Origin of the sequence: Burkholderia sp. AU30280 (assembly GCF_020420125.1) — a bacterium.
In the GTDB taxonomy this organism is placed as follows: Bacteria; Pseudomonadota; Gammaproteobacteria; order Burkholderiales; family Burkholderiaceae; genus Burkholderia.
Map to the genome: position 1 here is coordinate 282162 of NZ_JAIZRY010000008.1, position 25646 is coordinate 307807.

Below are 25646 nucleotides of genomic sequence, written 5' to 3' on the forward strand. Positions count from 1 at the left end.
GTATTTACTTCATCGTCGTGAACCGCATTTCCATCGCGTCGAGCTTCGCGAGCACCGCTTCGCTGAGCGTCCTGACGTTGCGCGGCACATCGGGCGCCGACAGCAGCTCCTCGATGCGCCCGCGCCAGTAGCTCGGATGTCGCACACGCCCCGCGCCCGACATCGACACGTCGTCAGCGTTCGTCTCGCTGTCCAGGAGAGCGACCATTCTCTGAATGTGAGAGAGCTCTCGTTCTGCATAGTCTCGTGCCAGCATATGGATTGAAATTCCCCGAAATACGACAACAGGCCTTCCGTCATCAACGCGCCATCGTGTTGCGATGCAAACGACTCACCGCACACGTCGTGTCGCCATCGTACGCAGAAGCTGTGTCAGTCAACCTCGTAGGCATGTGCTGATTTCGATACGGAACGGTGGGCCTGTCCGTTTGTTCTGATGACATCCGGCCCGATGCCCTGCGGTCAATCGTAGGCTTGCTGTCGGGTGATTGGCATCTCCCAAAGTGGGGATGCGGGGCGAGATTGGCGGGACGGTGATTTCCGGTGGTGACGGGAAGCCCGGAGTCGCGCGGCAGGTAGGCGGTTGCCGGCCGGCGACGGGGCGCCATCGCACCGGCCACTTGAACGGCGCGCTGTCAGCACACTGCCGCCGGGCAGGCAGGAGGCACGGATGCGTGGCATGCACGGGCGTAGTGCACGCCCCCCATGCGCGACGACTGCGAGCGCGAACGTGGAGCGCCGTGCGCCGTATGCGTCGGCCACGGCAACGTCCGCCCCCTGCTCGACGAGCGAGATCGTCTGGATGCAGGTCGCACGACAGCGCAGCCCACCTTCCGCGCCCGCCGCGCAGGTTCGCATCACAGGTATCGAATGCCGCCTGAACCTTCGCGAGATCCTCTTCGTCGAGCGACGTTTCGAATTCGTTCGGCAGCCGTTTCTTGTTCTTTCGGCATTGCAGGGCCTGTTGTCACTCGCAGGCGCGTCGTGCGCCGGATATCCGAATGTTTCGCGGAACTACGCACCCGCGAGAGACGACCCGTTTCAGTCAGCCATCGGCATCGCCCTGCTTCAACCCGAAAATGAAATCCGCTTCCACCGACGCGCCTTTGGGTAATTGCAGCACGCCGACCGACGAACGCGCGTGGACGCCTGCGTCGCCAAGCACCGCGTACAGGACATCGGATGCGCCGTCAGCCACTTCGCTTTGCATCGTGAAGTCAGCCGTGCTTCGCACATAGACGGTGATGCGTGGCACCGTCGCGATCGCGTCGAGCGTGCCGCAGTGCTTTCTGATCAGCGAGAGCGCACGCAGCGCCGATACGCCGGCGGCCCGGCGAGCTTCGTCGAGCGAAACGGATTCCCCCACGACGCCAACGAAATGCACCACATCGCCGATCCGCGGAATCTGACCGGCAATGTAGGCCGTGTTCCCGTCGACCAGGACGGGCCGGTACTTTCCACCAATCCTGATTTCCTCGTCCGGATTGAAGCCGAATTCGGCCGAGATCCGGCTCAGCTTATCGTCTCTGTTCATGGGTGAATTCCCCGATACTTCATAAAAAATGTAAAGCGGAGTTAAGTTTATGCCGCTTGTCTTCAAGAAGAAAACCCGCCGGGAACGGTCAAAGCGACGTGCCGCTGCCGTTAAAAGTGTCCGGGTAACCCTCTACGATTTCTCAAACATGACACACTTTTCAGGTGTTCGAAGCAGTCCTGTGTCGTCTTATCGACAACAAAACGCGTCGTAGAAGAGAATTTCCTCAAAATTTTCCGCTGAAACCGCTATCATGTGTGTACTCAACCTGAAGAGTGATACATGGCAACGTACAAGGAACTGAAAGCCCAAATGGAAGCTTTGGCCGAGAAAGCCGAAGCTGCACGTGCCGCGGAATTCCAGGCGATCGTCGACGACATCCGCACCAAGGTGGCGGAATTCGGCATTACCGAGAAGGATATTTTCGGTACGCGCCGTGGTCGACCGGCCAAGCAAGCGGCCGCCCCCGTGCAGGCAAAGTATCGCGACCCGAAGACCGGGGCAACCTGGTCGGGCCGTGGTCGCGCGCCTGCATGGATCAAGGACGCGAAGAATCGCAATCGATTCCTGATCCAGGAATAAGATTCCAGACGTGCAACGGCGTGCGGTTCAGCACGCCGTCCTGTTATTTGGGCATCGATACCGGCGGTATTCAAAGACCGTTCCGGTTGATGAAGCTTTGTCTCATTCGGCGCGTGGCGGCATGCTACGCGCCCGATCGCATTCCGCCCAATTTTTCCTGATTCAACGTTCGTAATAAATCGCAAGCCAGACGGATTGCGTTTCTTCGTGCGTCCACGCGACGCGATGGCGACAATGCGGCTCGATCAGCACGTAGTCGCCAGGGTGCATTTCATGGCGCGTCGGGCCTTCTTCGAATTCGAGTACGGCTGCGCCCGACAACAACACGACCCATTCGGCGCGTGAGTCGTCATACCAAAAGCCGTCGGGGCTCTTGTGCCCCATCGATACGATTCGCTCGACGTTCAGACGCTGGCCCGTGACGAGGAGATCGATTTGCTCATCGTCGCCGCGCCGGCCTTCGGTGGCGAACAGGTTACCGGTTTGAAGTTGCATGGATTGGCCTCGTCGATGATCCGCGTAGGGGGAAGCCGGTTCGAAGGCGCCGGGGAAGCGCTCACTCTAGCCCAATGACCTGACGAACACCATTGCTCGGGCAAGACCGGTTCAAGCACATCCATGAACACGCCAATGAATCGATCGCGGCGAATTGATTGCATGACCTCGGCCGGGTTGCGTTCGCGTTCGCATTTGCCGACGACGGCAACCTACGCCGCGCAGATAGCCAGATCGCCATCTTTGCGCGTCCGGTTGCCATGTGTCGGGAATGTCTTTTGAGCACTCACGTATTGGCGTGACCTGAACTGAATAATGCGCGCCAGTTTTTCAAGAAATATTCCGCGACCGCAAACCGACACCCCACATGTCGGGAAAAATCCGGGCCCATTCTCGCCTCGATATATGGCGGCGCGAGTCGAGACTGCCTAATCTGCACATTGCAACTCGAACATGTCGACATCCTGAACCGGTTTGCAGATTCACCGGCAGGCCGGGATGGACGAAAACAACTGAATCGGCATTCGACGGACTTCATTGCGTAGAGAGTGCTTTTATCAACCTGGCTTGCCGGCAGAGGCACGACCTGCGCGAAGAGCAGGATGCCATCGTGTCCGGCAAGCGCCAGCAGCCATTGAGCGATGCCGTCGAGGCGGCGGCCTTGCTCCACTTGCCGCGGTTCCGGCACTGCAGCAACCGGTGAATCGGCAGTCTTGTCGGGTTGACCGGCGTTCTTCGCATCGCGCGACAGTGACCCCATGTTCCCGCCTGCATCGATTGTTTCGAGTGTGGCGCCGGAATGGAGACAGATATCTGCTCGATCAAACCACTTTGATTCATCGAAAAACCATCGAAACCAGAAAGACGACTCCAGATCGACCGACTCCGGCTTCAGGATCGAAAAAATCACGTTGAAATTATCGCATCAATAATTTCAACTTTATCAGCCATTTAAAATAAGACAAATATACATTGCATTTTGCTTGCAATGAATGACGAATGATGTAGGCTTGACGCCGCTGTCGTGAACTTCTTGCAAACCCTATTCATGGTGCATTTAACTATGCGCAATATATCAGGCCGTTCTGCATCGAATTCGATTAAAGCCATCGCTGGAATGCTGCTGATTGCAGCCAGCCTGGCCGAAATCGCCCATGCAGCGCCGATCGAGACGTCGTTGCAACGCTCGATCGAGCAGGCGCTTGAATCCCGATCGGGCAGGACGTTGGCACTGCCGGCCCAGTCGGACAGCAACCTGGTCGAGGCAATCAAGACCGATGACGTTTCCGGATGGATATTCGGTACTGCGACGCAAATCCTGCGTGATGACGAATCCGCCGATCCCGTCACGAAGCTGTTCATCGCGCGCAACGTGAATGGCCGATGGATCACGGGTGTGGAGGGCAGCAGCACGTTCGGAGAACTGCTCGATGCGGCGCCCCCCACGCTGCTCGCGGCCGACGAACGAAAAAATCTCGCGTCACGACGCGCCTCGCTCGCGCCACGGGCGGCGGCATTGCCGCAACCGGGCCTTGCGTTGCCGTGGGAGCCGAATGCCGGGTGGTACTGGACGGGCGGCGCACACGGCTGGTCCGGACAAAGCAGGCCGTATAACTCGCTCGATTTCTCGGGTGGCAACGGCCGCGTGCTGGCGGCGCGAGACGGCTATCTTTACAAGAGCTGCGAGCGCAACGGCAGCGCGATCGTGAAGGTGGTTCACGACAATGGCTATGCGACGACTTATTACCACATGGTCCAGCTGACGTCGCTGAACAGCGGTACGCGTGTCCGTCAGGGGGAATATCTCGGCACCGTCGGAAACGGCCTGCCGTGCGGCGGACAAACGACGGGGCCGCACGTTCACTTTTCATTGAGCAAGGACGGCAATGACGTGTCCGTCAATGGCATGACGATCGGCGGCTGGCAATTCTTCGAAGGCACTTCACCGTATTCCGGATACGCGGTTCGCAATCAACGGCGCGTCTCCCCGCAGGCCTGGCTGGTCAACTACGGGAGCGCGGATTCCGGCGATCCGTCCACGCCCGTCAGTGCGCGCGTACAGGCGCCGGGGCAGGCGAACCTGCGCAGCGCGCCTTCGCTGTCGGCGCCAATTGTCGGTACGCTCGAGAACGGGCGCACCGTGCAGCTCGCTTGCCACCGGTACGGCGACTCCGTGAATGGCAACTGGGGCGCCACACGGCTTTGGTATCGGCTCGACTCGAATCAGTGGATCTCCGACGGATTCGTCTACACGAACAGCAATGACCCGGTGGTGCCGGAATGCGTGAATTAGCGCGGGCGCGGCGGCGCACGCCGGGCTGCCGCAGTGCGCCGCGCGCGGCCCCGGGCCCGGTTCGAGTCATCGTGCGCGCCTGACCGCTACCAGGACGCACGGCCCCCTGCCGCGAACCGGCAGCTGCGTCCACGACACACCGGTCGACGTACCGCGCGGCAGCCCGTGCGCGCCGCGTGCGTCAGTCAACGCTCGCGTCGGCAACCGACTCACTCGGTCAGCAATTCGGTGCCGACGCGCGACGAGATTCCGACCCGCTGTTCGGCGGGCTGCGGCCGCGCGACCAGGAAGCCCTGCACCTGGTGGCAACCGATCTCCCGCAGGAAAGCCAGCTGCTGTTCCGTCTCAACGCCCTTCATCACGACATCGAGCCCCAGCGCGCGCACGATCGCAACGATCGCGCGCACGATCGCGTCGTCCGTGCTGCCCGAACCGCAGTCCGTGAAACGGGCGCCGTGACGGCAAGCGGCCGTTGGCATGTCCGTCGAACAACGGTGATCGCCGTGCCGAAACAAACCGTACTTCATGCGTTTCGGATATTGCGGCCGGCGCAACGCCGCCAAGGACGCCCCATACCTTTCAAGCCATTTCGATTGCCTTCCACACGATCAGAACGGCGACCGATTCGTCCCGCGGGAATAAAACCCAGCCGGCTCCGGTATATCGGGGCATCGCGCCGCTCATCACGTCGAACGAGCCGGTGCACTACGCCCCACCGCAACGGAGAGACCGCAATGTCACGCCCTGACCACGTCGCCTACACACGCTTCGCGATCGCCATGCACTGGTCGATCGCAATCTTGATCCTGTCGAACCTGCTGATCGGGATCTACATGGATACATTTCCGCACAACTCGTCTCGGTTCAACAGCATCCTGTTCTATCACGCGTCGATCGGCAGCCTCATCTTCATGCTGACCGTGCCACGCCTCGCATGGCGTGCGACGCATACACCGCCGCCGCTGCCGGCCAGCGTGCCGGCGTGGCAGGCGCGGATCGCCGGTGCACTGCACGGCGTGCTGTACCTGCTGCTGTTTCTCGTGCCGCTGACCGGCTACGTGCACCGCCTCGCTGGCGCCCATCCGGTCAGTTTCTTCGGAATCGCGGAATTGCCGGTGCTGGTCGGCCGCGACGAACCGTTGCGGCTCCTGACCGATGCACTGCATCGCGCGCTGGTGCTGACGCTTGGCTTGCTGCTGGTCATGCACGTCGCAGCCGGGCTGAAGCACAAGTTCGTCGATCGGGACGGTGTCGCGGAGCGGATGGGGATCTAAGCGCGACGCGGCGGTTGACGTTCGCCCAATGCGGCACCTTGAACATCGGTCACGCTGGCTGGGTACGCCCTCTTCATCCTCTACGGGTTTGCCTGGTGCTTTTCCGGGGGCCGCATACTTTGCAGGTTGCCCGTCCGCGCCGTTGGTGAACAAGGCACGTTGACCCAGTCTGCTCAGCACGCCACGATGCCCTGGAGATCCATTTTCCATGCGGTCCGCCAGGGATCGTCGTTACCTTTAGCGGATACGGATCTTCCGTCTGCCCGATATCGCCGATCGCTCCATGAAATACGGCGAAGAAACGCCACCCGACGACCGATACGGCATCAGTTTGAATGACGCGCAAACGCGCAAACGGGCGACGGTGCGACAGATCAACGGAGGCTGTCGGGCAACGCGTGCTTCCTGCGCCGCACGCCACGCTCGCGGCTCGCTTGCCTGAAAAGGACTGGCCTGAAATCGATCATCGGCAGAGCGGCACTGACACGTCAGCCATCGATCTGGCGTTGCCGATCGGCCGCCGTCGGTCGACGCCAGCGTCATGCTCACTGCGCGAGTGCGGGATCGATCTCGCCCTGCGTCAGGCCGAATGCCGCCATCCTGGCACGATGGTCCGGCGAACCCAGGTATGCACGGAGTTGCCTGTTGACCGCATCGAGCAGATCGCTGTCTCGCGGGTTGAACGAGAACGCGCCGAGCGGGAGCCCCTGTTGCTGATCCGCCGTTCCCCGCACGTGCGGCACGGCCTCGAGCGCGGAACCGCCGATCCGATTCGCCACGATGCGATTTCCGACGGCGGTACTCGCATATGCGTCGATTTTTCCGGAGAGGACAGCATCGATCGCGTCGGCTTGTTGCGAGAACATGACTATCTGGTCCCCGCTTACGCCCGCCGCTTTCGCCGAGTCGTGCTGAACCTGTCCGGCAATGATGCCAAGGCGGGCATCGGCGCGTTTGGCCAGCGACGCATAGCTGTCGAGACCTTTCGGATTTCCGGCCCGAACCAGAAAGCCGTCTCCGATCCCCCATACGGGCACGCTGAACGCCACCGTTTCGGCACGTTCAGGCGTGACGAAGAGCGGAACGTTCATGTCCCAGCGTCCGGTCGCAACGCCGGGCAGCAATTCACTGAACGTCGTCAGTCGATGCTCGATCTGCGTGACGCCGATCGCCCGAAGAATGGCATCGGCCAATTCAATGTCGGCGCCGGTGGCGGCACCTTCGGGTTTCGTCCATCCAAAAGGGGGTTCGTCGATGTACGCAATCGTCACCTTCATCGCCACGTCTCGAGAAGTGGGAACGGCGGCCGCATCAGAGCGGAGTGCTGATCATTCTACCTGGTGGTGCAGATGACTCGTCGGGGTCGTCCGGAGCCGTGCGCGTCGCCCAGGCGCCGCCATTCGCCGCTGGTCGCAGTGCCGATGCGGAATGACCGTCTCGTCAAGCAACCACTTCGTCACTGCCCGCAGAACGAACGATCAACGAGAGGAATTTTCAGCTCACGACACCCGCTTGAGGTGAAGCGCGGCCAGCAGAGTGCCGCTTTGCCGGAGTAGCGCAGCCACTACTCCGGACCTCCGCGCCGGCGATCAGAAGCCGTGGTACATGCCGATGTTGACTTGAACCTGGTTGCCGCCCGATGCGGTGTTGCCAAAGTCGGCAACCGAAGCCTGAGCGCCCTGAGCATGAACGTACCCGCCCATCGCATACAACGCGGTGCTCTTCGACAGCGAGTACGTCGCCCCCAGCGACACCTGGTTGATCGACGCCATCGTGCGGCCCTGGGCAGCCAGCGTGGGCGTGGCTGCGGAACCGTAGACGTACGTGTACCCGGTCGCCAGCGACAGCGCCGGGGTGACCTGGTACTGCAGGAGGGCGCCCAACACGTTGAAGTGGATCGACGGCTGGCCGGCGTTGCCCTGGTACTGAGCATTCGAGTAGCGTAAGCCGGCCGTGTACGGACCAATCTGGTATTGAGTCGCGACTTGCGCGATGCCCGCGCTCTTGAACGCATTGCCGCCGTTGTAACCCGAACTCGGATAGCCCAGCGCACCACCGAAACTCGGTTGCGCTGTTGCGTTCGTCCACCCGTTCTCACCCTGGTTTGCGGCATGGAAGTAGCCGCCGGCGACCGTCAGACCACCCTGAGCGTAGTTCGCAGCCACCGACCACGATTGCCCCGAACCCATCGAACCGGCAACGCCGCCAAACGAGTACGCGCCTTCAGCCTGGAAGCCATGGATGAGCGGCGAAATGTACTTCACGGCGCTGTTCTGGTTCGTCGTGTTGTCGTTGTTGTCCACGTCGCCCGGGGTCGAGAATGTCGACGCCGAAATGGCGTCGCCCGTCAGGACCTGAACCATTTCCGTCACGGCGTCGAGCTGGCGCCCCAGACGCACGGTACCGTACTGATCGGAAGCGAGGGATACGTAAGCCTGGCGGTTGAACAACGAACGCGTGGAACCGATGGGCCCCTGGCCGCCTATCCCGCCTGTACCGATGTTGAAGCCGTTTTCGATCTTGAAGATCGCCTTGAGGCCGCCACCGAGATCTTCCGTCCCCCTGAGGCCCCACTTGTTCGAACCTGCGGCACCGCCGTCGAGGCCGAACCGCTTGTGGCCATTGATGTTCGACGTGTAGCCGATACCCGCATCGAGCATGCCGTACAGGGTGATCGACGACTGTGCCATTGCTGCCGACGATGCTGCGAAGGCGGCAACAGCGATAACGCTGACCTTGATTTCCTTGTTTTTCATCGGTATTTCGCTGTCAGGAGTGGTTTCGGGATTGTTTGAAACGGTTTTTTTTGTATTCGAATGCAGATGACGGCGCACGGCCTGCGCGTCGTCTCGAGCCGCAACGGCCGGCGTCATGTTCTCCAGATCGGCATATCTGACTCAATCATTTCGTCATCCTCAAAATTTCATGCAGGAAGGCGTCTCGCACCTCGACCTGTCCGGCATTCTCTCGATTAGAACCATCGCGGCGTCCCTACCTGGACGAAAGCCGCTTTCTTGCTTCCGATGCCGTTCCAGCTCCACGGCGCCGCGGGTCGATAACATGCCGAGCCGCCTTGAAGCAGCACAAACACGTTGCCTTCCAGCACCGGCAACACTGCCTCGTCGATCACGCAAAGGGACTCGCCCCTGAGTGGCGACTTCCGAGCGCGTCTTGCCCATGGGCCAGCGCCCGAGAATTCACTCGAACCGACGTCCTGCCACCGCATTCGTGATCCGGACGAGCAGATTTGCCAAATCCACGCAGCCGAAGAACCCAAGCGAATCACCGCGCGAAACCGAACGTTTCTTCGATGTCGTTTCGAAGAAGCACGGCATCGTCACGTTCCACGCGCGCGCCATTCCCACGAGCGAGATCGGCGATGACGAAGCCGGACCACGCTCGACCCGCGCTACAACACGGCCTGGAAATACCGGCCGCCACGGCAAGCCGGTTGCGCGTCCGGTTCAGCCGCCGGCGAAGTACGCCGACCTGTTTACCGAGCGCCAACGCAACCGGGTCGCGCTTTGCAGGTGCGAAAAACCATATCAGGAACATAAATCGTCGTCAAAATTTGTTTGATATAAGTTAATCGCGTCTGATAACCCTAGCTTTACCGGGATTTCCCTAATAGGAACTGGCACCAAGACAAAGCTTCAGGGAGATCCGTGCCGTCACTCCGATGCACGGCTCGCATGGCATCGAGCCATGTAGCGCGCTGGCGCCGGGAGTTCCCGAGCAGCGAGGCGGGCCAGGCATCTGGCGGTCAAACGGTTTGGGTGCACCGAAACCTGTATGCCGCTATGTCGGCGTACGGATCAAAAACTTCTCCCGATCTTGTCCGGCCATCCAACGCGGCGTCCGTCCACGTCCACTCCAGACAGCGCCCGACACCGGGTCCCGATATTTCGGGATCGCCGGTGCGCGACGCCTGACCCGACAGGGCACACATTGGATCCCGGCAAACAAATCCTCGGGCCTCAGATCGAACTCGGCGATGATTCTCTGAACATCCTTTACGGCGTTCTCCATTTCATTCTTGCGCGCAAGTTCCACCTGAGCTTGAAGTGTACGCATCTTGGCTTTCAGCTCCAGGTAGGTAGACATCTCGGTTCCTTTGGTTGGGGCAATGTTTTGAACTGGTTGATTTGAAACCGTCACCGTTCTATATTTTTCGCAATACTTACTATATTTGACTGAACGAACGAAATGGTCGCTCGGAACAAAAGGTGCGATCGAGAGGGAGACCGCGAACCGCCTGCGCCGAGCGCTAACGCGTCGCAGAAGACAGGCGGGGCAGTCGACCGAGGCTAATGGTTCTTACAAGAATTTGCCGATCTGTTCACTGCATGATGACCTGGCTGCGTGCCGAGGGACGCACGGGGGTGCCTACGCAACGCGTTTCGGCAGGTCGATATCGTCGTGGCATGCGGTCAGCCATGGTGGTCTCTCGATGTGTACGCCAACGTCAGGCCGCAGACAATGCTCGCAGCATCGTCTACGGCCGCTTCCGACGCCTCACTGCCCGCTTTCGGCAAAATGCAGCGAGGATTCGTTCAGGAAGTCAACGAGCTCCAGCGCGTCTCATTGATTTCCCTTCAACTTCAACCAGACCTTGTTGCGTAGCTGAATCGCCGCAGGCGAGCACATCTTGTACGGCTTGAGCCTGTCCTTGTATTGCTCGGGCATCTTGGTCGCGGGGTTGTTCAGCAGCGCAGGATCAACGTAGCGCTCCGACCCGATGATCTCGTTGTTGTATCGAATCGCGTTCGTCACCAGCGCGATGTTTTCAGGCCGCATCATCCAGTCGACGAACTTGTAGGCCGATTCGACGTTCCGCGCTTTCGCTGGGATAAGCAGACTATCCATGAACAACCGGACGCCCTCTTTCGGATACACGAATCGGATGCTCGCCAGACGATCCTGCGCGCGCGCAGCGGCACCATTCCAGATGTGCTGAACGGTGATTTGCCTGGACGCGAGACGGTCGATCGTTCCGTCGTTGCTGTATGTCTTCACGAAAGGCTTCTGCTTCTGCAGGACGTCAAGCACGCGCTTCGCATCCTCGGGGCGCTCGGTGCATTCGTCTTGCCCCAGATACCAGCTCGCGGCCATGTACAACTCCTCCTCGACGTCCAGGTCGCCGACCTGGCCGCGCAGTGCCGCGGGGGGCTCGAAAAAGGATTTCCAGCTATCGTCGAGCCTGCCGCCCGGCACGCGCGCGCTGTCATACGCAAACCCGGTCAGGACGATCGTAAAGGGCATCGCGTAGTCCCGCTGAGAATCGAATGCCGGATGACGGTATTCCGGCTTGATGTTTGCGATATTCGGCAACTTGCTCTTGTCGAGCTTGAGCAACAGGCCGGATTTCACGAGCACCGGGACGTAATAGTCGCCGGCCACCACGACGTCGTAGCCGCCGCCTCCCGCCTGCAGTTTCTGGGTCAGTGCGGCATCGCTTGCATAGGTGTCCAGCGTCGTCTCGATACCGGTATCCGTCTCGAACTTCTTGATCAGGTTCGCAGGCAGGATGCCGGGCCAGCTTCCGATATGAAGCTCGGCAGCCTGCGTCGTCACAGCGGCAAGGAGCAACATCGCCCCGATTGTTTTTTTCATACTGTTCCTATTGCTTGGAGATTTGCGTGATGTATCTCGGATTGCCTGGGCGTGGATCTTCTTTTACCTCGAGCACCGATGAGCCAGACCGCGATCAGCTGCACCGACGAAAGGCCGATGACGACGGTCGATACCGCACTGACCTTGGGCGTGATCCCGATCTTCATCGCACTGAAGATGTACATTGGCAGTGTGGTCATGCCGGCCCCGGCGAGAAAGTAACTGGTGACGTAGTCATTCATCGACGCGACGAACGACAGCAGCGCCCCTGCGACGATGCCGGGTAGCGCCAAAGGCAAGGTGATGTGCCGAAACGCCGCCCAGGGCGTGGCCGACAGGTCCGCGGCGGCCTCGAGCAAGGTGCGATCGATCCGTTTGAGCCGGGCTTTGATCGGCAGGTAAGCAAGCGGCACGCTAAAGACCACATGCGCGAACAGGACGACGCCAAATGCGGGCTCGGTCCCGAACATCGAGAACAGCATCATGGTGGCGATCGCCAGCACGATTTCGGGTATTGCCAGAGGAAGCGCGATGAGAAGTCCCGCCGGGTCGAAACCGCGCCGATCGCTTCGCGACCACCAGGCGACCGCTGCACTCGTCGCAAGCATGGTGGAAAGCACCATCGACGCCAACGCCAGCAGCAGCGAGTTCTTCGCGGCGCGGACCAAGGTCGGATCAGACCAGGCTTCCACGTAACCACGGATACCGAACCCGTCCCATATGAGGGCCGACTGACCGACGTTGAAGCTCATCCCTATCACGATCAGCATCGGCAGATAAAGGAACAACAGTGCCGCAAATGCGATTGGACGGGTCAACGGAAACCGGCGCAGGTCACGCGAACTCATGAACGCGCTCCTGTCGTTGAAAGAGCACGCCCAGTCGAGACACGAGCATCGCCAGAAGCACGACGGCGAGCAATGCAAACGACATGGCAGCGCCCAAAGGCCAATCCCGTCCACCGGCGAACTGGAAATCGATCAAGTTGCCGATCATGAAGGCATGGTTGCCCCCGAGCAAACCCGGGATCGTATAGGAGCCCAGTGCCGGAACGAAGACAAGGCCGACGCCCGCCATGATGCCCGGACGACAGCACGGCACGACGACATGGGCAAGCGCGGCCGGCTTGTGTGCGCCCAGATCGTAGGCCGCTTCGACCAACCGCCAGTCGAGATCATCGAGCGCCGCGAAGATCGGCAGGATCATGAATGGCGTGAACGCATAGACGAGGCCGATCACCGTCGCGAGATCGGTATAGAGCAAGCCGAGCGGGCCTTGCATGAGGCCGGCCCTGGTCAATATCTGATTCACCAGGCCATTGTCCGCGATGATGATGATCCATCCGTACATCTGGACGACGACGCAGGTCCAGAACGGGATCGTGATCAAGATCAGCAACGCGGCTTTCCACTTCCGCGGGCGCGTCGCCATGAAAAGCGCCGTCGGGAATCCGATCAACAGACATCCCGCGGTGGTCAGCAGGGCCATGACCATCGACCGGGAGAAAATGGCGAGATAACCCCGCTGAACGACAAGCGAACCATCAAAGTCCCGATCGAAGACAACCCGCTCGTACGCCCGAGCAGTGAAGTTGCCCCACGCAACACCGCCGAAGTCGAGCGGCACGCTGAGCGAAACCACTGCCAGGACGATCATCGGAAGCACAACACCCGCGACCATGACGGGCACCGCCGGGTTATTCATCTTCCGCCATGATTTCAACAGGTTGACTATAGGGACTTGGCGCACTACCCATAACCTCAAATCGGTTCGATTGGCAGGAAGCGTATCAAATTGGCTGCTTTATTTACAGGGGTTGCCCGTGCCGTTCGCGCCAAAGTGTTACCCGTAAGCGCCAATGAAATTATAAATTTGGCGTTCGGTATTTTTAGGTAAATTATTTCGAATATTGAAATTCACTAATTAGTGTAATTGGGATCGTCGCAGGGATATTAAATTATTGGCAAATCGCCAGGCCGCCATGAACGGTCGCCGCGTGCTGTCCCACGCCGATGGCCGAGTGGCGGCCCGTGCGGCGCTTTGCGGCTTCGCCGATGGCCGCGTGCCCCTCAGTCCGCGGCGACGCATGTGGACATGCTATGCGGCTCCCGCGTCATGATCGTTGGTGGAATTGCAAAAATCGTGAGATAGTTGCCCAAGTCGTACCGCGTATATTTCATATAACGAGATGAGAGACGATATCGAATATGGCCATTGCTGAGAAACTGGAATACCGCCGAATGACCGAGCGCGACATCGGCGCTTTTTATGACGTGCGATTCTCCGTGAGCGAGAATAGAATCCATCCGCACCAAGTTCACCTGCTCAACCGCAATCTCTTGATCGAGAAAATCAGGCAGGGTGGCGGCTGGATTTGTGAATCTCGCGATGAGGTGGTCGGGATCTGCCTGCCGGTCATCACCGAAAGGCCATTCATCACCGCGTTGTTTGTGAGGCCGTCATTCCATGGCGCCGGCATCGGCCGCGCGTTGCTCGACCGTGCGTTGACGTGGTTGAAGGAAGAGGGCGTGGCCCAAGTCACGCTCGTGACCGATCCGGGCTCGCGAGCCGATGGCTTCTACCAGCGTCTCGGGTGGAAGCGCGGCGAACTGGACGAGTATGGATGCCAGGTCGTGTTTACGAAGTCGCTCGGAAATGCGTGATCCAAGGCGTCAAATGAAGCCGGTAGCCGACGTCAGTCACCGCACTGCAGCGCAACGTCCCGCGCCGCTTCACACCATCTTCATCACGCTCGACTTCATGAAGCGTATGGGGGTTCCCGTCGACGTCCTGCTGAGAGGCACGGGCATTTCTCCGTCGGACGTCGAGCGACCCAACGCAATGGTCACGCATGCACAGGAAATGGTGCTGTTTGCGAATGCACTCGAGGCAACCGGCGACACCGCGATCGGGCTTCATATCGGAAACGCGATCCCGGTGACATCGTACGGCCTGCGAGCCCACGCGATGCTGGTGAGCCCGACGCTGGGTGACGCGCTGCGCCTGGGCTTCGATCATCCATTGCTGGGGATCAGCTATTTCAGAATGAGGATGACGACGAGGGGCGATGTGGCCAGGATTGCGGTTGGCGGCTATACCTATCGCTCGGATCTCCTTGTCTTGAACACCGACATGGTTTTCACCGCCATTCGCCGGGAGATGCATGATTTGATCGGCAAATATCCGGCGTTTCTGAGGATAGGATTTTCTTATCCGGAACCCCCGCACGCGGAATCTTACCGCGCCTATTTCAACTGCCCGATTGAATTCAATTCCAGTGAAAATTTTATTGAGTTCGATCGATCAACGCTCGAGACCGCGCTTCCGCTCGCACACCCGATAGAATTCGAATTGGCAAAAAAGGCGTGCGCAAAGCGCGAATTCGAACTGGCGCACTGGGTTCCGTCGGACCTCATCGGACGACTGCTCGGCCTGATGTATGACAACCCCGCGTGTCAAGACATCGCCGATTTTTCCAGCGCGCTCGGGCTTTCACTGCGCAGCTTGCAGCGGAAACTCCAGGAAATGGGCACGTCGTTCAGCGCCATGCACAACCTTGTACGTCAAGACCTGACGTCGCAATATCTGTCCAAAAAGGAATATTCGATCAAGGAGATTGCTGCGCGATTGGGGTACAAAAACACATCCGCATTCAGCCGGGCGATGAAGCGTTGGTCGAAAGAAGCGACTGGATGACACCCGGAAGATTGTCTATGTGACCCACGCGATCGAGTCGCGGTAGATGCGGCTTCGCAAGATCATCAAGGCGGCAGCCGATCGTTCACGTCGCCAGCCGCCCTTCATCCCACCACCGCCCTCAACCACCCCAGCAACTCCGCCTGCGCACTCCCCGCCGCCACCGGTTCCGGCGTCAACAAGCAGTAATGCGAGCCATCCTCGACGAACCCCATCGGCGCGACCAGCACACCGCTTTCGATATCATCGCGAACGAGATGCCACGGACCCACGGCGACACCGAGCCCCGCGACCGCCGCCTGCAGGCTGAAGTAGAAATGGTCGAACACCTGCCCGCGCCCGCGGGCCACCGGCTGATTCGCCGCCACCGCCCATTCCTTCCACGCGTCCGGCCGAGTCCGCGTATGCAACCGCGGCACGTCCGCCTTCAATGAACGATCGCCGCGACGCGCAGAAAACCACGCATCGACCTTGTCCGGCCGGCAAACCGGCCCGACCTTCTCTGCGAACAGACGCTCCGCGTGATAACCCGCTGGCCATGCAAAGTCATTGCGTCGAATCGCCATGTCGATGCCGCTGTCGAATGAAAACGGACCACCCGCGGCAGCCAGGTGAATGTCGACGCCTGCATGCCGCTCCTGAAAATCCGGCCAGCGCGGAATCAGCCAGCGCATCAGAAGCGTCGGCTCGCACGACAGAACCCAGCGCCGCGCCCGGGCGGCCTCGGTACGCAATTCCTGCGCGGCGTGACGCATCAGCCCGAGCCCGTCATGGACGGCCTGCGCCAGCTTGCGGCCCGCATCGGTCAGAAACACGCGACGGCTGCGCCGCTGAAACAGCGCCACGCCCAGGTCGCCCTCGAGCAATCGCACCGCGCGGCTGACCGCGCCATGGGTCAAGCACAGTTCGTCGGCAGCGCGGCTGAAATTCTCGTGACGCGCCGCCGCCTCGAAGCAGCGCAGCGCCATCAGCGAAGGCAGGCTCCCGCGAACCGATTGTGAGTCAATCTCACCATTCTGGTCAGAAATCATCGCTTTTCCCGATGGAACATGATCCATAAGATTGGGCCATCAAGCCATCAATCGCAAGGACAAGACGATGACCGAGTTGATAGTTGTAGCCACCATCACACTGCTTGCCGTGATCAGCCCGGGGCCGGATTTCGCGATGGTCACGCGCAACAGCCTGATGCTGTCGCGCCGTTCGGGCGTGCTCACCGCGCTGGGTATCGGGCTCGGCGTGACGATTCACGTGAGTTACACGCTGCTGGGCGTCGGCCTGCTGATCCGCCAGTCGCTGTGGCTCTTCAATGCCGTCAAGCTGGTCGGCGCAATCTACCTGATCTACCTCGGCGTGAAGATGCTCATGACGAAGGCCGGCAACGGGCAGCCGGATGCACCGGCCGCACCGCTATCCGATCTGGCCGCGCTGCGCACCGGCTTCCTGACCAATGCGCTGAACCCCAAGACCACGGTGTTCATCGTCAGCCTGTTCATGCAGGCCGTGCGGCCGGACACGCCGTTGATCGTGCAGATCGGCTACGGCGCGTTCATCGCCGTCGCGCATGCCGGCTGGTTCAGCCTGGTGGCCCTGTGCTTCTCCGCAACGGCCGTCCGCGATCGGCTGCTGGCGCTGCGCCACTGGATCGACCGCACCTTCGGCTGTCTGCTCGTCGGCTTCGGCGTCGCGCTCGCCATCGCGCGCGGCGGGCGCTGAAGACCGAATTCGGCCACCGGCATGAACGAGCCCGGCGACTGATAACCGAGCCCGCGCGCATGGATCACCGCCGCTTTTTCCGGCCAGCTTGCCGGCGCTGCCGGAAATGAAATTCGTGATGATGCATGACGCGGCGATGCCGGCCGCCATCGAATTCGCCGCGACGATTTTCGATGAAACCGCCATGCGCAACGGAGCAGGCGCACGCAACCAGCGCTAGCGGGCATCGTTCACGGTTGAGGTCCGAACCACGCACTCGCCGACGCATTCGCCTTCGACCGCCACGGCGCGCTGCTTGCGAAACAGCCGTGCACCGGTCGCGGTGCGTCGCCGGTCTCAGCGCTTCGCGGTCAATCCCGCCCGCACGCCCTCCGGTTCCCGGCGCCGCCCGAGCAGCGCCGCCAGCGACAGGTCCGCGAGCTTGCCGAACGGCGCGCGCAGCAGGCTCGGCAGGTTCCAGCGCCCCAGCACGAACACGCCCTTGGCATGGCTCATCGCGCGGAATCCCTCGATGCCGTGATACGCCCCCATCCCGCTCGGACCGACGCCGCCGAACGGCAAGTCCTCCTGCGCGACATGCAGGAGCGTGTTGTTGATGCCGACATTGCCCGACGTGGTGCGCGTCAGCAACGACGCGCAGTCGCTGTCCTGCGCACCGAAGTAATACAGCGCAAGCGGCCGCGGACGCGCATTCACGTAGTCGACAACTTCGTCGAGCGTGCGATAGGTGCGCACCGGCAGGATCGGCCCGAAGATCTCTTCCTGCATGACGGCCGTATCGTCGCCGGCCCCGACGATCAGCGTGGGCGCGAGCGTCCGCTTGCGGGTGGCCGCCTGCTGCGGGTTCACGCCCGCCTCGATCACGCGTGCGCCTTGGCTGCGTGCTTCGTCGACGAGACGTTTCAGGCGATCGTAATGCCGGTCGCTGACGATCGACGTGTAATCGGGGCTGGTCGGCCCGTCCGGGTAGAAGCGCGCGACGGCCGCGTCGTATTGCGCGACGAACGCGTCGAGGTCTTCTTCATGCACAAGGGCGTAATCCGGCGCGACGCAGGTCTGCCCGCCGTTCGACAGCTTGCCGAACACGATGCTGGACATCGTCCGGCCATCGACGTGCCCTCTCGCGACGATCGCCGGGCTCTTGCCGCCGAGTTCGAGCGTCACCGGCACCAGATTGTCGCTGGCCGCCTTCATGACCTTGCGGCCCACCTGCGTGCTGCCGGTGAACAGCAGATGGTCGAACGGCAAGCCGCTGAAGGCGGCGCCGACTTCCGGGCCGCCGAGCACGACCGCGACTTCTTCGCTCGGGAAAGTCTCCGCGAGCATCCGGCGCATCACCTCGCTGGTGCGCGGCGTCAGTTCGGACGGCTTGAGCATCGCGCGGTTGCCCGCGGCCAGCGCGGTGGCCAGCGGAATGAACGTGAGCGCGAACGGGTAATTCCACGGCGCCATCACGCCGACGCACCCAACGGCTGGTATTCGACGCGCGCCTGCCCGGCCCGATAAAAAATCCCGACGTGCCGGCGCTGCGGCTTCATGAAGCGGCGCAGGTTGCGCGTCAGGTAGTCGATCGCCTGGATCACGCCGACCAGTTCCATGATCGCGGTCTCGTGTCGCGAGCGGTGCCCGAAATCGGCGCTGACCGCCTCCTCCAGTTCGCGGCGATACGCGAGCACCACGGCGCGCAGCCGCGCGAGCCGGGCCTTGCGCTGCTGCACGCTCGGCGGCCCCTCGCTGACAAACGCGTTGCGCTGGCGGGCCAGCAACACCGCCGGGTCGAAGCTCGAGCTGGATTCCGCGGAAACGTCCATGGTGCACCTCATGAGGTCGCGTCAATGTAGACACTGTCAACTTGCATGCGGCGGATCATAGGACCACAATGTGTTCCCTGTCAACATAGGAGCAACACGATGTCGTCGGATGGGGATGCGGACGCCGGGCAAAAGGCTTATCACCACGGGGATCTGCGTCGCGCGATCATCGAAACGGCGCTCGACACGCTGCACGAGCAACAGGGCTGGCAGTTCACGCTGCGCGAAATCGCGCGGCGCGCGAACGTCAGCCACTCGGCGCCATACCGGCATTTCCCGGACAAGGCCGCGTTGCTGCACGAACTCGCGCTGATCGGCTTCGATCGGCTGCACGACGACCTCGTCGCGTCCGTCGATCCCGCAGCGCACGCACCGGACGTGCTGCTCACTCTGGCCTACGCCCATCTCGCGTTCGGGCAGCGCAACCCGGATCTCTATCGACTGATGTTTGCCGCGGATGCCGGGGAGCCCACGGACATCCATCTCGATCCGCGCGTGCAGGCGCCGTTCCTGCTGGTCGTCGACATCCTGGAGCGCGGCCAGCGCGCCGGCACGATCCGCCCGCGCCCGGCGCTCGGCCAGGCGACCGCCTGCTGGGCGCACCTGCATGGCCTGACGATGCTGGCGATCGACGGGCGGCTGGTGCGCGAGAAGGTCGGCGATCACGCGATCGAGGATGCGCTGACCACCTTGCTGGACGGACTCGTGCTGCCCGCGAATCCCGCGAAGGCGGCGAAAACGAAAAGGCCTTGACCTTCAACTTTACTTCAAGGTTATGGTTTACCTCGGCAGCCTATCGAGGTCATGGGTATGGGTACTGCCATCCGACAATCCGGCGGTGCGTCGACGACGCCCGCCCGCCCGTGGCCGATGAAAGGGAAACCGCATCATGAGCAAGCGCATCCTCCACGTCGTCAGCAACGTCGCGCACTATGCCGATCCGTCGCAACCGACCGGCCTGTGGCTGTCCGAGCTGACGCATGCCCATCACATCTTCGCGGCGAAAGGCTATGAGCAGCAGCTCGTGAGCCCCAAGGGCGGCGTGTCGCCGCTGGAGCCGCGCTCGCTCAAATGGCCGCATGTGGACGCCGCCGCGAAGGCGTGGCGCGCCGACCCGGCCAACGCGGCGCTGCTGGCCAGCACCGCGCGCCCTGACGAGATCGATCCGGCCGATTTCGATGCGATCTACTTCACCGGCGGCCATGCGGTGATGTGGGACTACCCGGACGATGCGGGGCTGCAGCGGCTCACGCGCGAGATCTACGAGCGCGGCGGCATCGTGTCGTCGGTCTGTCACGGCTACTGCGGGCTGCTGAACACGAGGCTGTCGGACGGCTCGCTGCTGGTTGCCGGACGCCGGATCACCGGCTATTCGTGGTTGGAGGAAATCCTGGCCGGCGTCGCGAAGAAGGTGCCCTACAACGTCGAGCAGCAGATGCAGCAGCGTGGCGCGCACTACGAGAAGGCGCTGCTGCCGTTCACGTCGAACGTCGTCGTCGACGGCCGCCTGGTGACCGGCCAGAATCCGCAGTCGGCGAAAGCGACCGCGGAACAGGTCGTCGCGTTGCTGTGATGTGATGTGATGCGCCGGCGACGGCTCGAGCGCCGGTCGACCGGCGCGCAACAACTGCTTCGCCACGATCGACGGTGACCGTTGCAGCGTCACCGCTTCCGCGATCCGCCGCATGCCCGGGTGGGATCCGCGACAGTCATCGTTGCGCACGGGCTGCACAATCGACCGACTCCAACTTCGCGGCGATTTCGGCGATCCTCGACAGGATCCGTGCCTTGCGCTGCGCGAGCTGCGCCTCGAGCGCCTCGATGCCCTGCACCTTGCGGCCCAGCGCAGCCAGCAACGAATCGCATGGCCACTGCGCGAGATCGGCCGGGATCAAGGTGCGAATCTCGTCGAGACTGAAATCCGCCTGCTGCGCGGCCGTGATCAGATCGAGCACCGTCACCGCTTCCTGCGGATAAGTGCGATAGCCGTTCGCTTCGCGCTCGACGACCGTCAACAGACCGATGCGTTCGTAAAAGCGGATGCGCGAAGGGGTCACGCCGGTGCGTTGCGCCAGTTCCCCGATCTTCATGTTCCGATACTCCCCGGCCGGATCGCGTCCGGCCCTCTGCCCCGTCGTGACTGTCGGCTGTCTCCTGATATTGATTCGCAATCCGATCTTTATCGGCTTCCTGTCGAATGGCGAACGGCACGCGCTCAAATCACTTCGAAACGCAACCCCGCATGACGAACCAGGCGCTCGATGTAGCGCGCGTCGAACATCGTCGCGGGCGTCCAGAAGCCGCCGCCGCGACCGGTCTTGATGCCGTCGCCGGCGCAATCCAGTGCGAGACTGATCGCGGCCTGGCCGAGCATCTTGCCGGTGGAGCCGTAGCCGGGATCGCGGTCGCCGGTGACTTTCACCCGCAAGGTCTTCCCGTCGTCGGCCCGGCCGAAGAATCGCAGATCGTAGCGGCCGGCCAGTTGCGCCGCCGCGCTCGGCCCCTCGCCGGGTTTCGGCAGCAGGAAGCGCTCCATCAGGCTGCGCACGGGCTTGATGACGACACCCACCATGAACGCGCCAAGGCCGGCCACCATCGTCACCGCGGTCAGCCGGCCCTTGAGGCCCGTGCCCGTCATCACCGCTTCGTCATACGTGAAGCGGCTGCCGTACGCGTTGCCGGCAAGCGCATTGGAGCGATGCACGATACGCTCGTTGATCGCCGCCATCACGAATGGCGCGATCCACGCATCGAAGTCGCGATCGAATGCGGCGGACCGCACCGCATGCTGGCGCATCGTGAAGCCATGCCCCTTCGGGCACAGCGAATAAGGATCGAGCAGTTCCCTGCGCAATGCGGGATCGGCCACGGCCTCCCGGACGACGTTGATCACGCTCGCCACCGTGCCGCCCGACGCGCCGCCCTTCAGCGTCCTGACACGCATCTTCACCTGTGTGGCCGGCGCGCCCCACTGCTGCCGCGCCTGTTGCTGCAGGAAGAACACCCCCATGTCCGACGGCACCGAATCGAAGCCGCAGCAATGGACGATGCGTGCGCCCGATTGCCGGGCCGCCGGCTCGTACTTGTCGATCATCCGCTTGATGCACTGCGTCTCGCCGGTAAGGTCGCAGTAGTCGGTGCCGGTTTCCGCGCAGGTCCTGACCAGCGGCTCCCCGTAAAGCGCGTAGGGGCCGACGGTGGACACGACCACCCGCGTCTGCGCGCAGAGCGCTCGAAGCTGCGCTTCGTCGGCCGCGTCGGCGACGATGATCGGCACCGACTGCCCGGCCGCGCCCAGCGTGTCCCTGACCTGCCTGAGCTTTGCCTCGGAGCGGCCGGCAATGGCCCAGCGCAGCGTCTCGCCAGCGCCCGACAGGTATTCCGACAGATAGCGGGCCAGGATCTGCCCGACGAAACTGGTGGCGCCAAACACGACGAGATCGTGGATCGGACGGGTCGTGGGCGACGCCTTCGGCGCCGGCGTGCCGCGGTGTTGCGTGGTGTCAGCGTTGCTTTCCGGGTTCATCGAAGGCCTTCAAGGGAGTCGGCAGGTTCAGCACCAGTTGCGCGTCCTTCACCACGTCGAGACGCAGGATGGTGGACGCGCCCAGCCCGTCGAGCAGCTGGCTCAACGGACCGCCGTGCCGCACGAGCTCGACGTTGCGCGGCAGCAGGCGCTGGGCGAACGATAGCGCATTCGTCTGCACCCATGTCTGGTGCCATTCGCCGTCGATGCGGTTGATCATCGTCGACGTGCCCATGTGCGACTGCGACGCGACGCGGGTCAGCTCGGGCATCGGTACGCTCAGGCTCAGGTCCGGCCGGCCGCCCGGGCCGGCAATGCGGGCGCTGGCGGCGGCGCCGAGGTTCACGTCGATATCGGCGAGCCACTTGGGCAGTTGATAGCCGTGCACGCCGCGCACCCGCGCGATTTCGGTGGTGACCGGCAGCGCCAGGACGTGCGCAAAGAAGCTCCGGCGCCGCATCGAGTCGATCAGCTCGAGCGCGTGCGACCCGGTCGCGCCGGGCCGCCGGATCACCACCGCGACCGACACTTCGTCATACGGATCGTTGTCGCACACCGAATACGAGAAGAAGGTCAGCGCGACGAGCCCGTACCCGGGAAGCGCGCGCAGCGGCTCGAGCGGCACCGGCAGGGTGGTCCGCAGGCGTTCGAGCGGCGCGAGGAACAGCAGCTGAATGCTGCTGGAACGATAGTAGAAATTCGGCGCCCAGGTCGGGCCGACCCTCGACTCCACCTGACGCTTCGGAATCCGACGGAAAAAATCGATGTTCCCCGCCGCGGGATCGCGCGCCACCTCGTCGAGGTCAGGGTTCATCCGGAACCGGTCGTAGTACCCGCCTTCGGGCACGTCGACCTTGTGTGGTCCGAATTCGACCTGTGTCAACCGCCTGTCCATGTTCGTCGCCTCTCTTCGATGATCGACCGTGGCAGGCAACACCCGATGCCCGCTGACTCACTGCCGTCAGCAAGCACTCTAGGATTGAAGTCAACTTTAAGGTCAAGGGCCCGAGTAGAGGGGCACGTCGGATTGCGTCCGGGCAACCGGCAGGCGCTCGCCGCGCCGGCGTCGGATCATTTGGCGGCCGTGCGACGCCCCTTGACGGGTGTCGATACCTCGCCCGAATTGCGCAACCGGTCCATCACCCATCGCGTACGCTCCGAGCAGTTCAGCTCGGTCGGCCGGTTCTTGATGCTGTCGATCGCAACCAGCAGTTGCGCCTTGTTCTCCTTGAGGCGCCTCTGCATCGCCTCGATCTCGGCGACTTTCCGTTCGAGTGCCTCCACCAGCCCGTCATGCTGCCAGTTGCCGGCTTTCACCGGCAGCAGATGGCGAATCTGCTCCAGCGAGAACCCGGCGCTCTGTGCGCTGGCGATGATCTCGAGCATCCACACCGCATCGTCGCCGTAGTCGCGATAACCATTCGTGCCGCGCTCCACGGCCGTAAGCAGCCCTTCAGCCTCGTAGAAACGGATCCGCGATGCCGTCAGGCCACTGAACTTCGCGAGCTCCCCAATTCTCATACCTGCCTCGCCAGCGTATTGACATTAAACCTAACTTTAAACCTAGAGTGAGTACATCGCCAAGGCAGGCGGACGGCCGATGCCGCCACGTACGCAGCGCCCGCCTGGCGACCCTCGCGAACGGCAGGACCGTCACGGATCGATATCGCCCACCGAACAGGAGCAGACATGGGATACGTCACAACGAAGGATGGCGTCGACATCTTCTACAAGGACTGGGGGCCGCGCGACGCCCAGGTGATCTTCTTTCATCATGGCTGGCCGCTTAGCGCCGACGACTGGGATGCGCAGATGCTCTACTTCCTCGCACAGGGCTACCGCGTGATCGCGCACGACCGTCGCGGCCACGGGCGCTCCAGCCAGGTCTGGGACGGTCATGACATGGATCACTACGCGGACGACGTCGCCGCGGTCGTGAAACACCTCGGCGTGCAAGGCGCCGTGCACGTCGGCCATTCGACCGGCGGCGGCGAGGTCATCCACTATGTCGCCCGTCACGGCGAAGACCCCGTCGCCAAGGCCGTGCTGATCAGCGCCGTTCCGCCGCTGATGGTCCAGACGGACAGCAATCCGGGCGGCCTGCCGAAAGCGGTGTTCGACAACCTCCAGGCGCAACTCGCGGCAAACCGCGCTCAGTTCTACTACGACGTCCCGGCCGGCCCGTTCTACGGCTACAACCGCGACGGCGCAAAACCGTCGCAAGGCGTCATCTGGAACTGGTGGCGGCAGGGCATGATGGGCAGCGCGAAGGCGCACTACGACGGCATCGTCGCGTTTTCGCAGACCGACTTCACCGAAGACCTGAAAAGCACCACGATTCCCGTTCTCGTGATGCATGGCGACGACGACCAGATCGTCCCGTATGCCGACTCCGGTCTCCTGTCGGCGAAGCTGGCCAGGAACAGCACGTTGAAGACGTATGCCGGCTTCCCGCATGGCATGCCTACGTCGAACGCCGAGACGATCAACGCCGATCTGCTCGCGTTCATCCGCAGCTGAACGCCGACAACGCCAGCGCGACCTTCAGTTGCCACGGCGGCTGAAGGCCACCCGATTCGTATTCGATTCCGCCATATCGAGCAAACCGTTGCCTCCGGCGGAACCCGGCTGGTTTATAGTGCCGGTTGCCAATTCGACAAGGAGCGCTGCGATGACATCGCTAGCTAATGGTCCGTTTGAAGTGAAGCTGAATCCGGAATCCCTGAGTACCGTCGCGGAACGGTCCGGGCTCGGCCGCATGTCGCTGGACAAGCAATATCACGGCGACCTGGAAGCCGTCAGTCAGGGCGAGATGCTCGCGTTTCGAAGCAGCGTCCAGGGTTCCGCCGGCTATGTGGCGATGGAAACCGTGCAAGGTGCGCTGGGCGGCCGCCACGGCAGTTTTGTCCTGCAGCATAGCTCCACGATGACCCGCGGGCAGCCGCAGCAATCGATCACCGTCGTGCCCGATTCCGGAACCGGAGAATTGCTGGGGCTCTCGGGCTCGATGATCATTGCCATCGACAACGGCCAACATTCGTACCGCTTCGACTACACGCTGCCTGACTCGCCCCGCTAGCCGACGCATCGGGATGCGGCGACTTCA

30 protein-coding genes are annotated in these 25646 nt (G+C 62.2%); 12 read left to right on the plus strand and 18 right to left on the minus strand.

Annotated features, from left to right (window positions below):
* Positions 1 to 4: 4 nt before the first annotated feature.
* Together LGN17_RS20420 and LGN17_RS20425 are read right to left on the minus strand one after the other, a co-directional pair.
* The gene (locus LGN17_RS20420) at positions 5 to 256 is read right to left on the minus strand and encodes a cytochrome P450 (protein ID WP_226198378.1); all 252 of its coding nucleotides are present in this window, start codon (positions 254 to 256) and stop codon (positions 5 to 7) included.
* Between the two features lie 789 nt (positions 257 to 1045).
* Positions 1046 to 1534 carry a RidA family protein gene (locus tag LGN17_RS20425; RefSeq protein WP_226198484.1) on the minus strand — a complete coding sequence of 163 codons (489 nt, stop codon included), beginning with the start codon at positions 1532 to 1534 and terminating at the stop codon, positions 1046 to 1048.
* 282 nt (positions 1535 to 1816) lie between these two features.
* Between LGN17_RS20425 and LGN17_RS20430 the strand changes: the two genes are divergently transcribed.
* Positions 1817 to 2116: an H-NS family nucleoid-associated regulatory protein gene (locus LGN17_RS20430; RefSeq protein WP_011350136.1), complete on the plus strand. Its 300-nt coding sequence runs from the start codon at positions 1817 to 1819 to the stop codon at positions 2114 to 2116.
* A gap of 162 nt (positions 2117 to 2278) precedes the next feature.
* Here the strand turns inward: LGN17_RS20430 and LGN17_RS20435 are convergent, their stop codons facing one another.
* Positions 2279 to 2611, minus strand: coding sequence for a cupin domain-containing protein (locus LGN17_RS20435; RefSeq protein WP_226198379.1), 333 nt, complete (start codon positions 2609 to 2611; stop codon positions 2279 to 2281).
* A 286-nt stretch (positions 2612 to 2897) separates the two neighbouring features.
* A complete protein-coding gene (locus LGN17_RS20440; protein ID WP_226198380.1) occupies positions 2898 to 3521 on the minus strand; it encodes a hypothetical protein in 624 nt (207 codons plus the stop codon).
* A gap of 153 nt (positions 3522 to 3674) precedes the next feature.
* On the opposite strand from LGN17_RS20440, the gene LGN17_RS20445 reads away from it, so the two are divergent.
* A complete protein-coding gene (locus tag LGN17_RS20445) occupies positions 3675 to 4904 on the plus strand; it encodes a peptidoglycan DD-metalloendopeptidase family protein (RefSeq protein ID WP_226198485.1) in 1230 nt (409 codons plus the stop codon).
* 209 nt (positions 4905 to 5113) lie between these two features.
* On the opposite strand, the gene LGN17_RS20450 is transcribed toward LGN17_RS20445, so the two are convergent.
* Complete coding sequence (locus LGN17_RS20450) at positions 5114 to 5467, minus strand: EAL domain-containing protein (protein WP_264166003.1); 354 nt, start codon at positions 5465 to 5467, stop codon at positions 5114 to 5116.
* A 171-nt stretch (positions 5468 to 5638) separates the two neighbouring features.
* Here LGN17_RS20450 and LGN17_RS20455 point away from each other — a divergent pair, with 171 nt between their 5' ends.
* On the plus strand, positions 5639 to 6178 hold the full coding sequence (locus LGN17_RS20455) for a cytochrome b (protein ID WP_175969175.1): 540 nt from the start codon (positions 5639 to 5641) through the stop codon (positions 6176 to 6178).
* Between the two features lie 545 nt (positions 6179 to 6723).
* Here LGN17_RS20455 and LGN17_RS20460 read toward each other — a convergent pair.
* Both LGN17_RS20460 and LGN17_RS20465 read right to left on the minus strand, forming a co-directional pair.
* Positions 6724 to 7455 (minus strand): transporter substrate-binding domain-containing protein, encoded by a 732-nt coding sequence (locus LGN17_RS20460; protein ID WP_226198381.1) that lies wholly within the window; start codon positions 7453 to 7455, stop codon positions 6724 to 6726.
* A 312-nt stretch (positions 7456 to 7767) separates the two neighbouring features.
* The gene (locus LGN17_RS20465; protein ID WP_319000845.1) at positions 7768 to 8934 is read right to left on the minus strand and encodes a porin; all 1167 of its coding nucleotides are present in this window, start codon (positions 8932 to 8934) and stop codon (positions 7768 to 7770) included.
* A gap of 421 nt (positions 8935 to 9355) precedes the next feature.
* On the opposite strand from LGN17_RS20465, the gene LGN17_RS20470 reads away from it, so the two are divergent.
* The gene (locus tag LGN17_RS20470; RefSeq protein WP_226198383.1) at positions 9356 to 9757 is read left to right on the plus strand and encodes a hypothetical protein; all 402 of its coding nucleotides are present in this window, start codon (positions 9356 to 9358) and stop codon (positions 9755 to 9757) included.
* A 219-nt stretch (positions 9758 to 9976) separates the two neighbouring features.
* On the opposite strand, the gene LGN17_RS20475 is transcribed toward LGN17_RS20470, so the two are convergent.
* The 4 genes from LGN17_RS20475 to LGN17_RS20490 all read right to left on the minus strand — a co-directional run bounded on the left by LGN17_RS20475 (position 9977) and on the right by LGN17_RS20490 (position 13471).
* Positions 9977 to 10282 carry an H-NS family nucleoid-associated regulatory protein gene (locus LGN17_RS20475; protein WP_226198384.1) on the minus strand — a complete coding sequence of 102 codons (306 nt, stop codon included), beginning with the start codon at positions 10280 to 10282 and terminating at the stop codon, positions 9977 to 9979.
* Between the two features lie 477 nt (positions 10283 to 10759).
* Positions 10760 to 11791: an extracellular solute-binding protein gene (locus tag LGN17_RS20480; RefSeq protein WP_226198385.1), complete on the minus strand. Its 1032-nt coding sequence runs from the start codon at positions 11789 to 11791 to the stop codon at positions 10760 to 10762.
* Positions 11788 to 12639 carry an ABC transporter permease gene (locus LGN17_RS20485; protein ID WP_226198386.1) on the minus strand — a complete coding sequence of 284 codons (852 nt, stop codon included), beginning with the start codon at positions 12637 to 12639 and terminating at the stop codon, positions 11788 to 11790. Before LGN17_RS20485 ends, LGN17_RS20480 begins: the two co-directional genes overlap by 4 nt.
* Positions 12626 to 13471, minus strand: a complete 846-nt coding sequence (locus LGN17_RS20490) for an ABC transporter permease (RefSeq protein WP_413227039.1) — start codon at positions 13469 to 13471, stop codon at positions 12626 to 12628. The genes LGN17_RS20485 and LGN17_RS20490 overlap by 14 nt, the downstream gene beginning before the upstream one ends.
* Positions 13472 to 13998: 527 nt before the next feature.
* On the opposite strand from LGN17_RS20490, the gene LGN17_RS20495 reads away from it, so the two are divergent.
* Together LGN17_RS20495 and LGN17_RS20500 are read left to right on the plus strand one after the other, a co-directional pair.
* Complete coding sequence (locus LGN17_RS20495) at positions 13999 to 14454, plus strand: GNAT family N-acetyltransferase (RefSeq protein WP_226198388.1); 456 nt, start codon at positions 13999 to 14001, stop codon at positions 14452 to 14454.
* Positions 14455 to 14467: 13 nt separating this feature from the next.
* Complete coding sequence (locus LGN17_RS20500; protein WP_226198389.1) at positions 14468 to 15487, plus strand: AraC family transcriptional regulator; 1020 nt, start codon at positions 14468 to 14470, stop codon at positions 15485 to 15487.
* A 104-nt stretch (positions 15488 to 15591) separates the two neighbouring features.
* On the opposite strand, the gene LGN17_RS20505 is transcribed toward LGN17_RS20500, so the two are convergent.
* On the minus strand, positions 15592 to 16518 hold the full coding sequence (locus LGN17_RS20505; RefSeq protein WP_226198390.1) for a LysR family transcriptional regulator: 927 nt from the start codon (positions 16516 to 16518) through the stop codon (positions 15592 to 15594).
* Between the two features lie 67 nt (positions 16519 to 16585).
* Here LGN17_RS20505 and LGN17_RS20510 point away from each other — a divergent pair, with 67 nt between their 5' ends.
* Positions 16586 to 17203 (plus strand): LysE family translocator, encoded by a 618-nt coding sequence (locus tag LGN17_RS20510; RefSeq protein ID WP_226198391.1) that lies wholly within the window; start codon positions 16586 to 16588, stop codon positions 17201 to 17203.
* Positions 17204 to 17291: 88 nt separating this feature from the next.
* Positions 17292 to 17423 (plus strand): hypothetical protein, encoded by a 132-nt coding sequence (locus LGN17_RS20515; protein ID WP_413227038.1) that lies wholly within the window; start codon positions 17292 to 17294, stop codon positions 17421 to 17423.
* Between the two features lie 116 nt (positions 17424 to 17539).
* Here LGN17_RS20515 and LGN17_RS20520 read toward each other — a convergent pair whose 3' ends face one another.
* Complete coding sequence (locus LGN17_RS20520) at positions 17540 to 18655, minus strand: aldehyde dehydrogenase family protein (protein ID WP_264166004.1); 1116 nt, start codon at positions 18653 to 18655, stop codon at positions 17540 to 17542.
* A complete protein-coding gene (locus LGN17_RS20525; protein ID WP_226198489.1) occupies positions 18655 to 19014 on the minus strand; it encodes a hypothetical protein in 360 nt (119 codons plus the stop codon). Before LGN17_RS20525 ends, LGN17_RS20520 begins: the two co-directional genes overlap by 1 nt.
* A 99-nt stretch (positions 19015 to 19113) precedes the next feature.
* Between LGN17_RS20525 and LGN17_RS20530 the strand changes: the two genes are divergently transcribed.
* Positions 19114 to 19767, plus strand: coding sequence for a TetR/AcrR family transcriptional regulator (locus LGN17_RS20530; protein ID WP_226198392.1), 654 nt, complete (start codon positions 19114 to 19116; stop codon positions 19765 to 19767).
* A gap of 136 nt (positions 19768 to 19903) precedes the next feature.
* Positions 19904 to 20587: a type 1 glutamine amidotransferase domain-containing protein gene (locus LGN17_RS20535; RefSeq protein WP_226198393.1), complete on the plus strand. Its 684-nt coding sequence runs from the start codon at positions 19904 to 19906 to the stop codon at positions 20585 to 20587.
* Positions 20588 to 20723: 136 nt separating this feature from the next.
* Here LGN17_RS20535 and LGN17_RS20540 read toward each other — a convergent pair whose 3' ends face one another.
* From LGN17_RS20540 to LGN17_RS20555, 4 genes are all read right to left on the minus strand, one after another.
* Positions 20724 to 21233 carry a MerR family transcriptional regulator gene (locus tag LGN17_RS20540; protein WP_226198394.1) on the minus strand — a complete coding sequence of 170 codons (510 nt, stop codon included), beginning with the start codon at positions 21231 to 21233 and terminating at the stop codon, positions 20724 to 20726.
* Positions 21230 to 22540, minus strand: coding sequence for a saccharopine dehydrogenase family protein (locus LGN17_RS20545; RefSeq protein ID WP_226198395.1), 1311 nt, complete (start codon positions 22538 to 22540; stop codon positions 21230 to 21232). Before LGN17_RS20545 ends, LGN17_RS20540 begins: the two co-directional genes overlap by 4 nt.
* On the minus strand, positions 22518 to 23435 hold the full coding sequence (locus LGN17_RS20550) for an acetoacetate decarboxylase (RefSeq protein ID WP_226198396.1): 918 nt from the start codon (positions 23433 to 23435) through the stop codon (positions 22518 to 22520). The genes LGN17_RS20545 and LGN17_RS20550 overlap by 23 nt, the downstream gene beginning before the upstream one ends.
* 176 nt (positions 23436 to 23611) lie before the next feature.
* A complete protein-coding gene (locus tag LGN17_RS20555; RefSeq protein ID WP_226198397.1) occupies positions 23612 to 24061 on the minus strand; it encodes a MerR family transcriptional regulator in 450 nt (149 codons plus the stop codon).
* A 168-nt stretch (positions 24062 to 24229) separates the two neighbouring features.
* Between LGN17_RS20555 and LGN17_RS20560 the strand changes: the two genes are divergently transcribed.
* Together LGN17_RS20560 and LGN17_RS20565 are read left to right on the plus strand one after the other, a co-directional pair.
* Positions 24230 to 25060, plus strand: a complete 831-nt coding sequence (locus LGN17_RS20560) for an alpha/beta fold hydrolase (RefSeq protein ID WP_226198398.1) — start codon at positions 24230 to 24232, stop codon at positions 25058 to 25060.
* Positions 25061 to 25211: 151 nt separating this feature from the next.
* Positions 25212 to 25619 (plus strand): DUF3224 domain-containing protein, encoded by a 408-nt coding sequence (locus LGN17_RS20565; RefSeq protein ID WP_226198399.1) that lies wholly within the window; start codon positions 25212 to 25214, stop codon positions 25617 to 25619.
* The last annotated feature ends 27 nt before the right edge of the window (positions 25620 to 25646 follow it).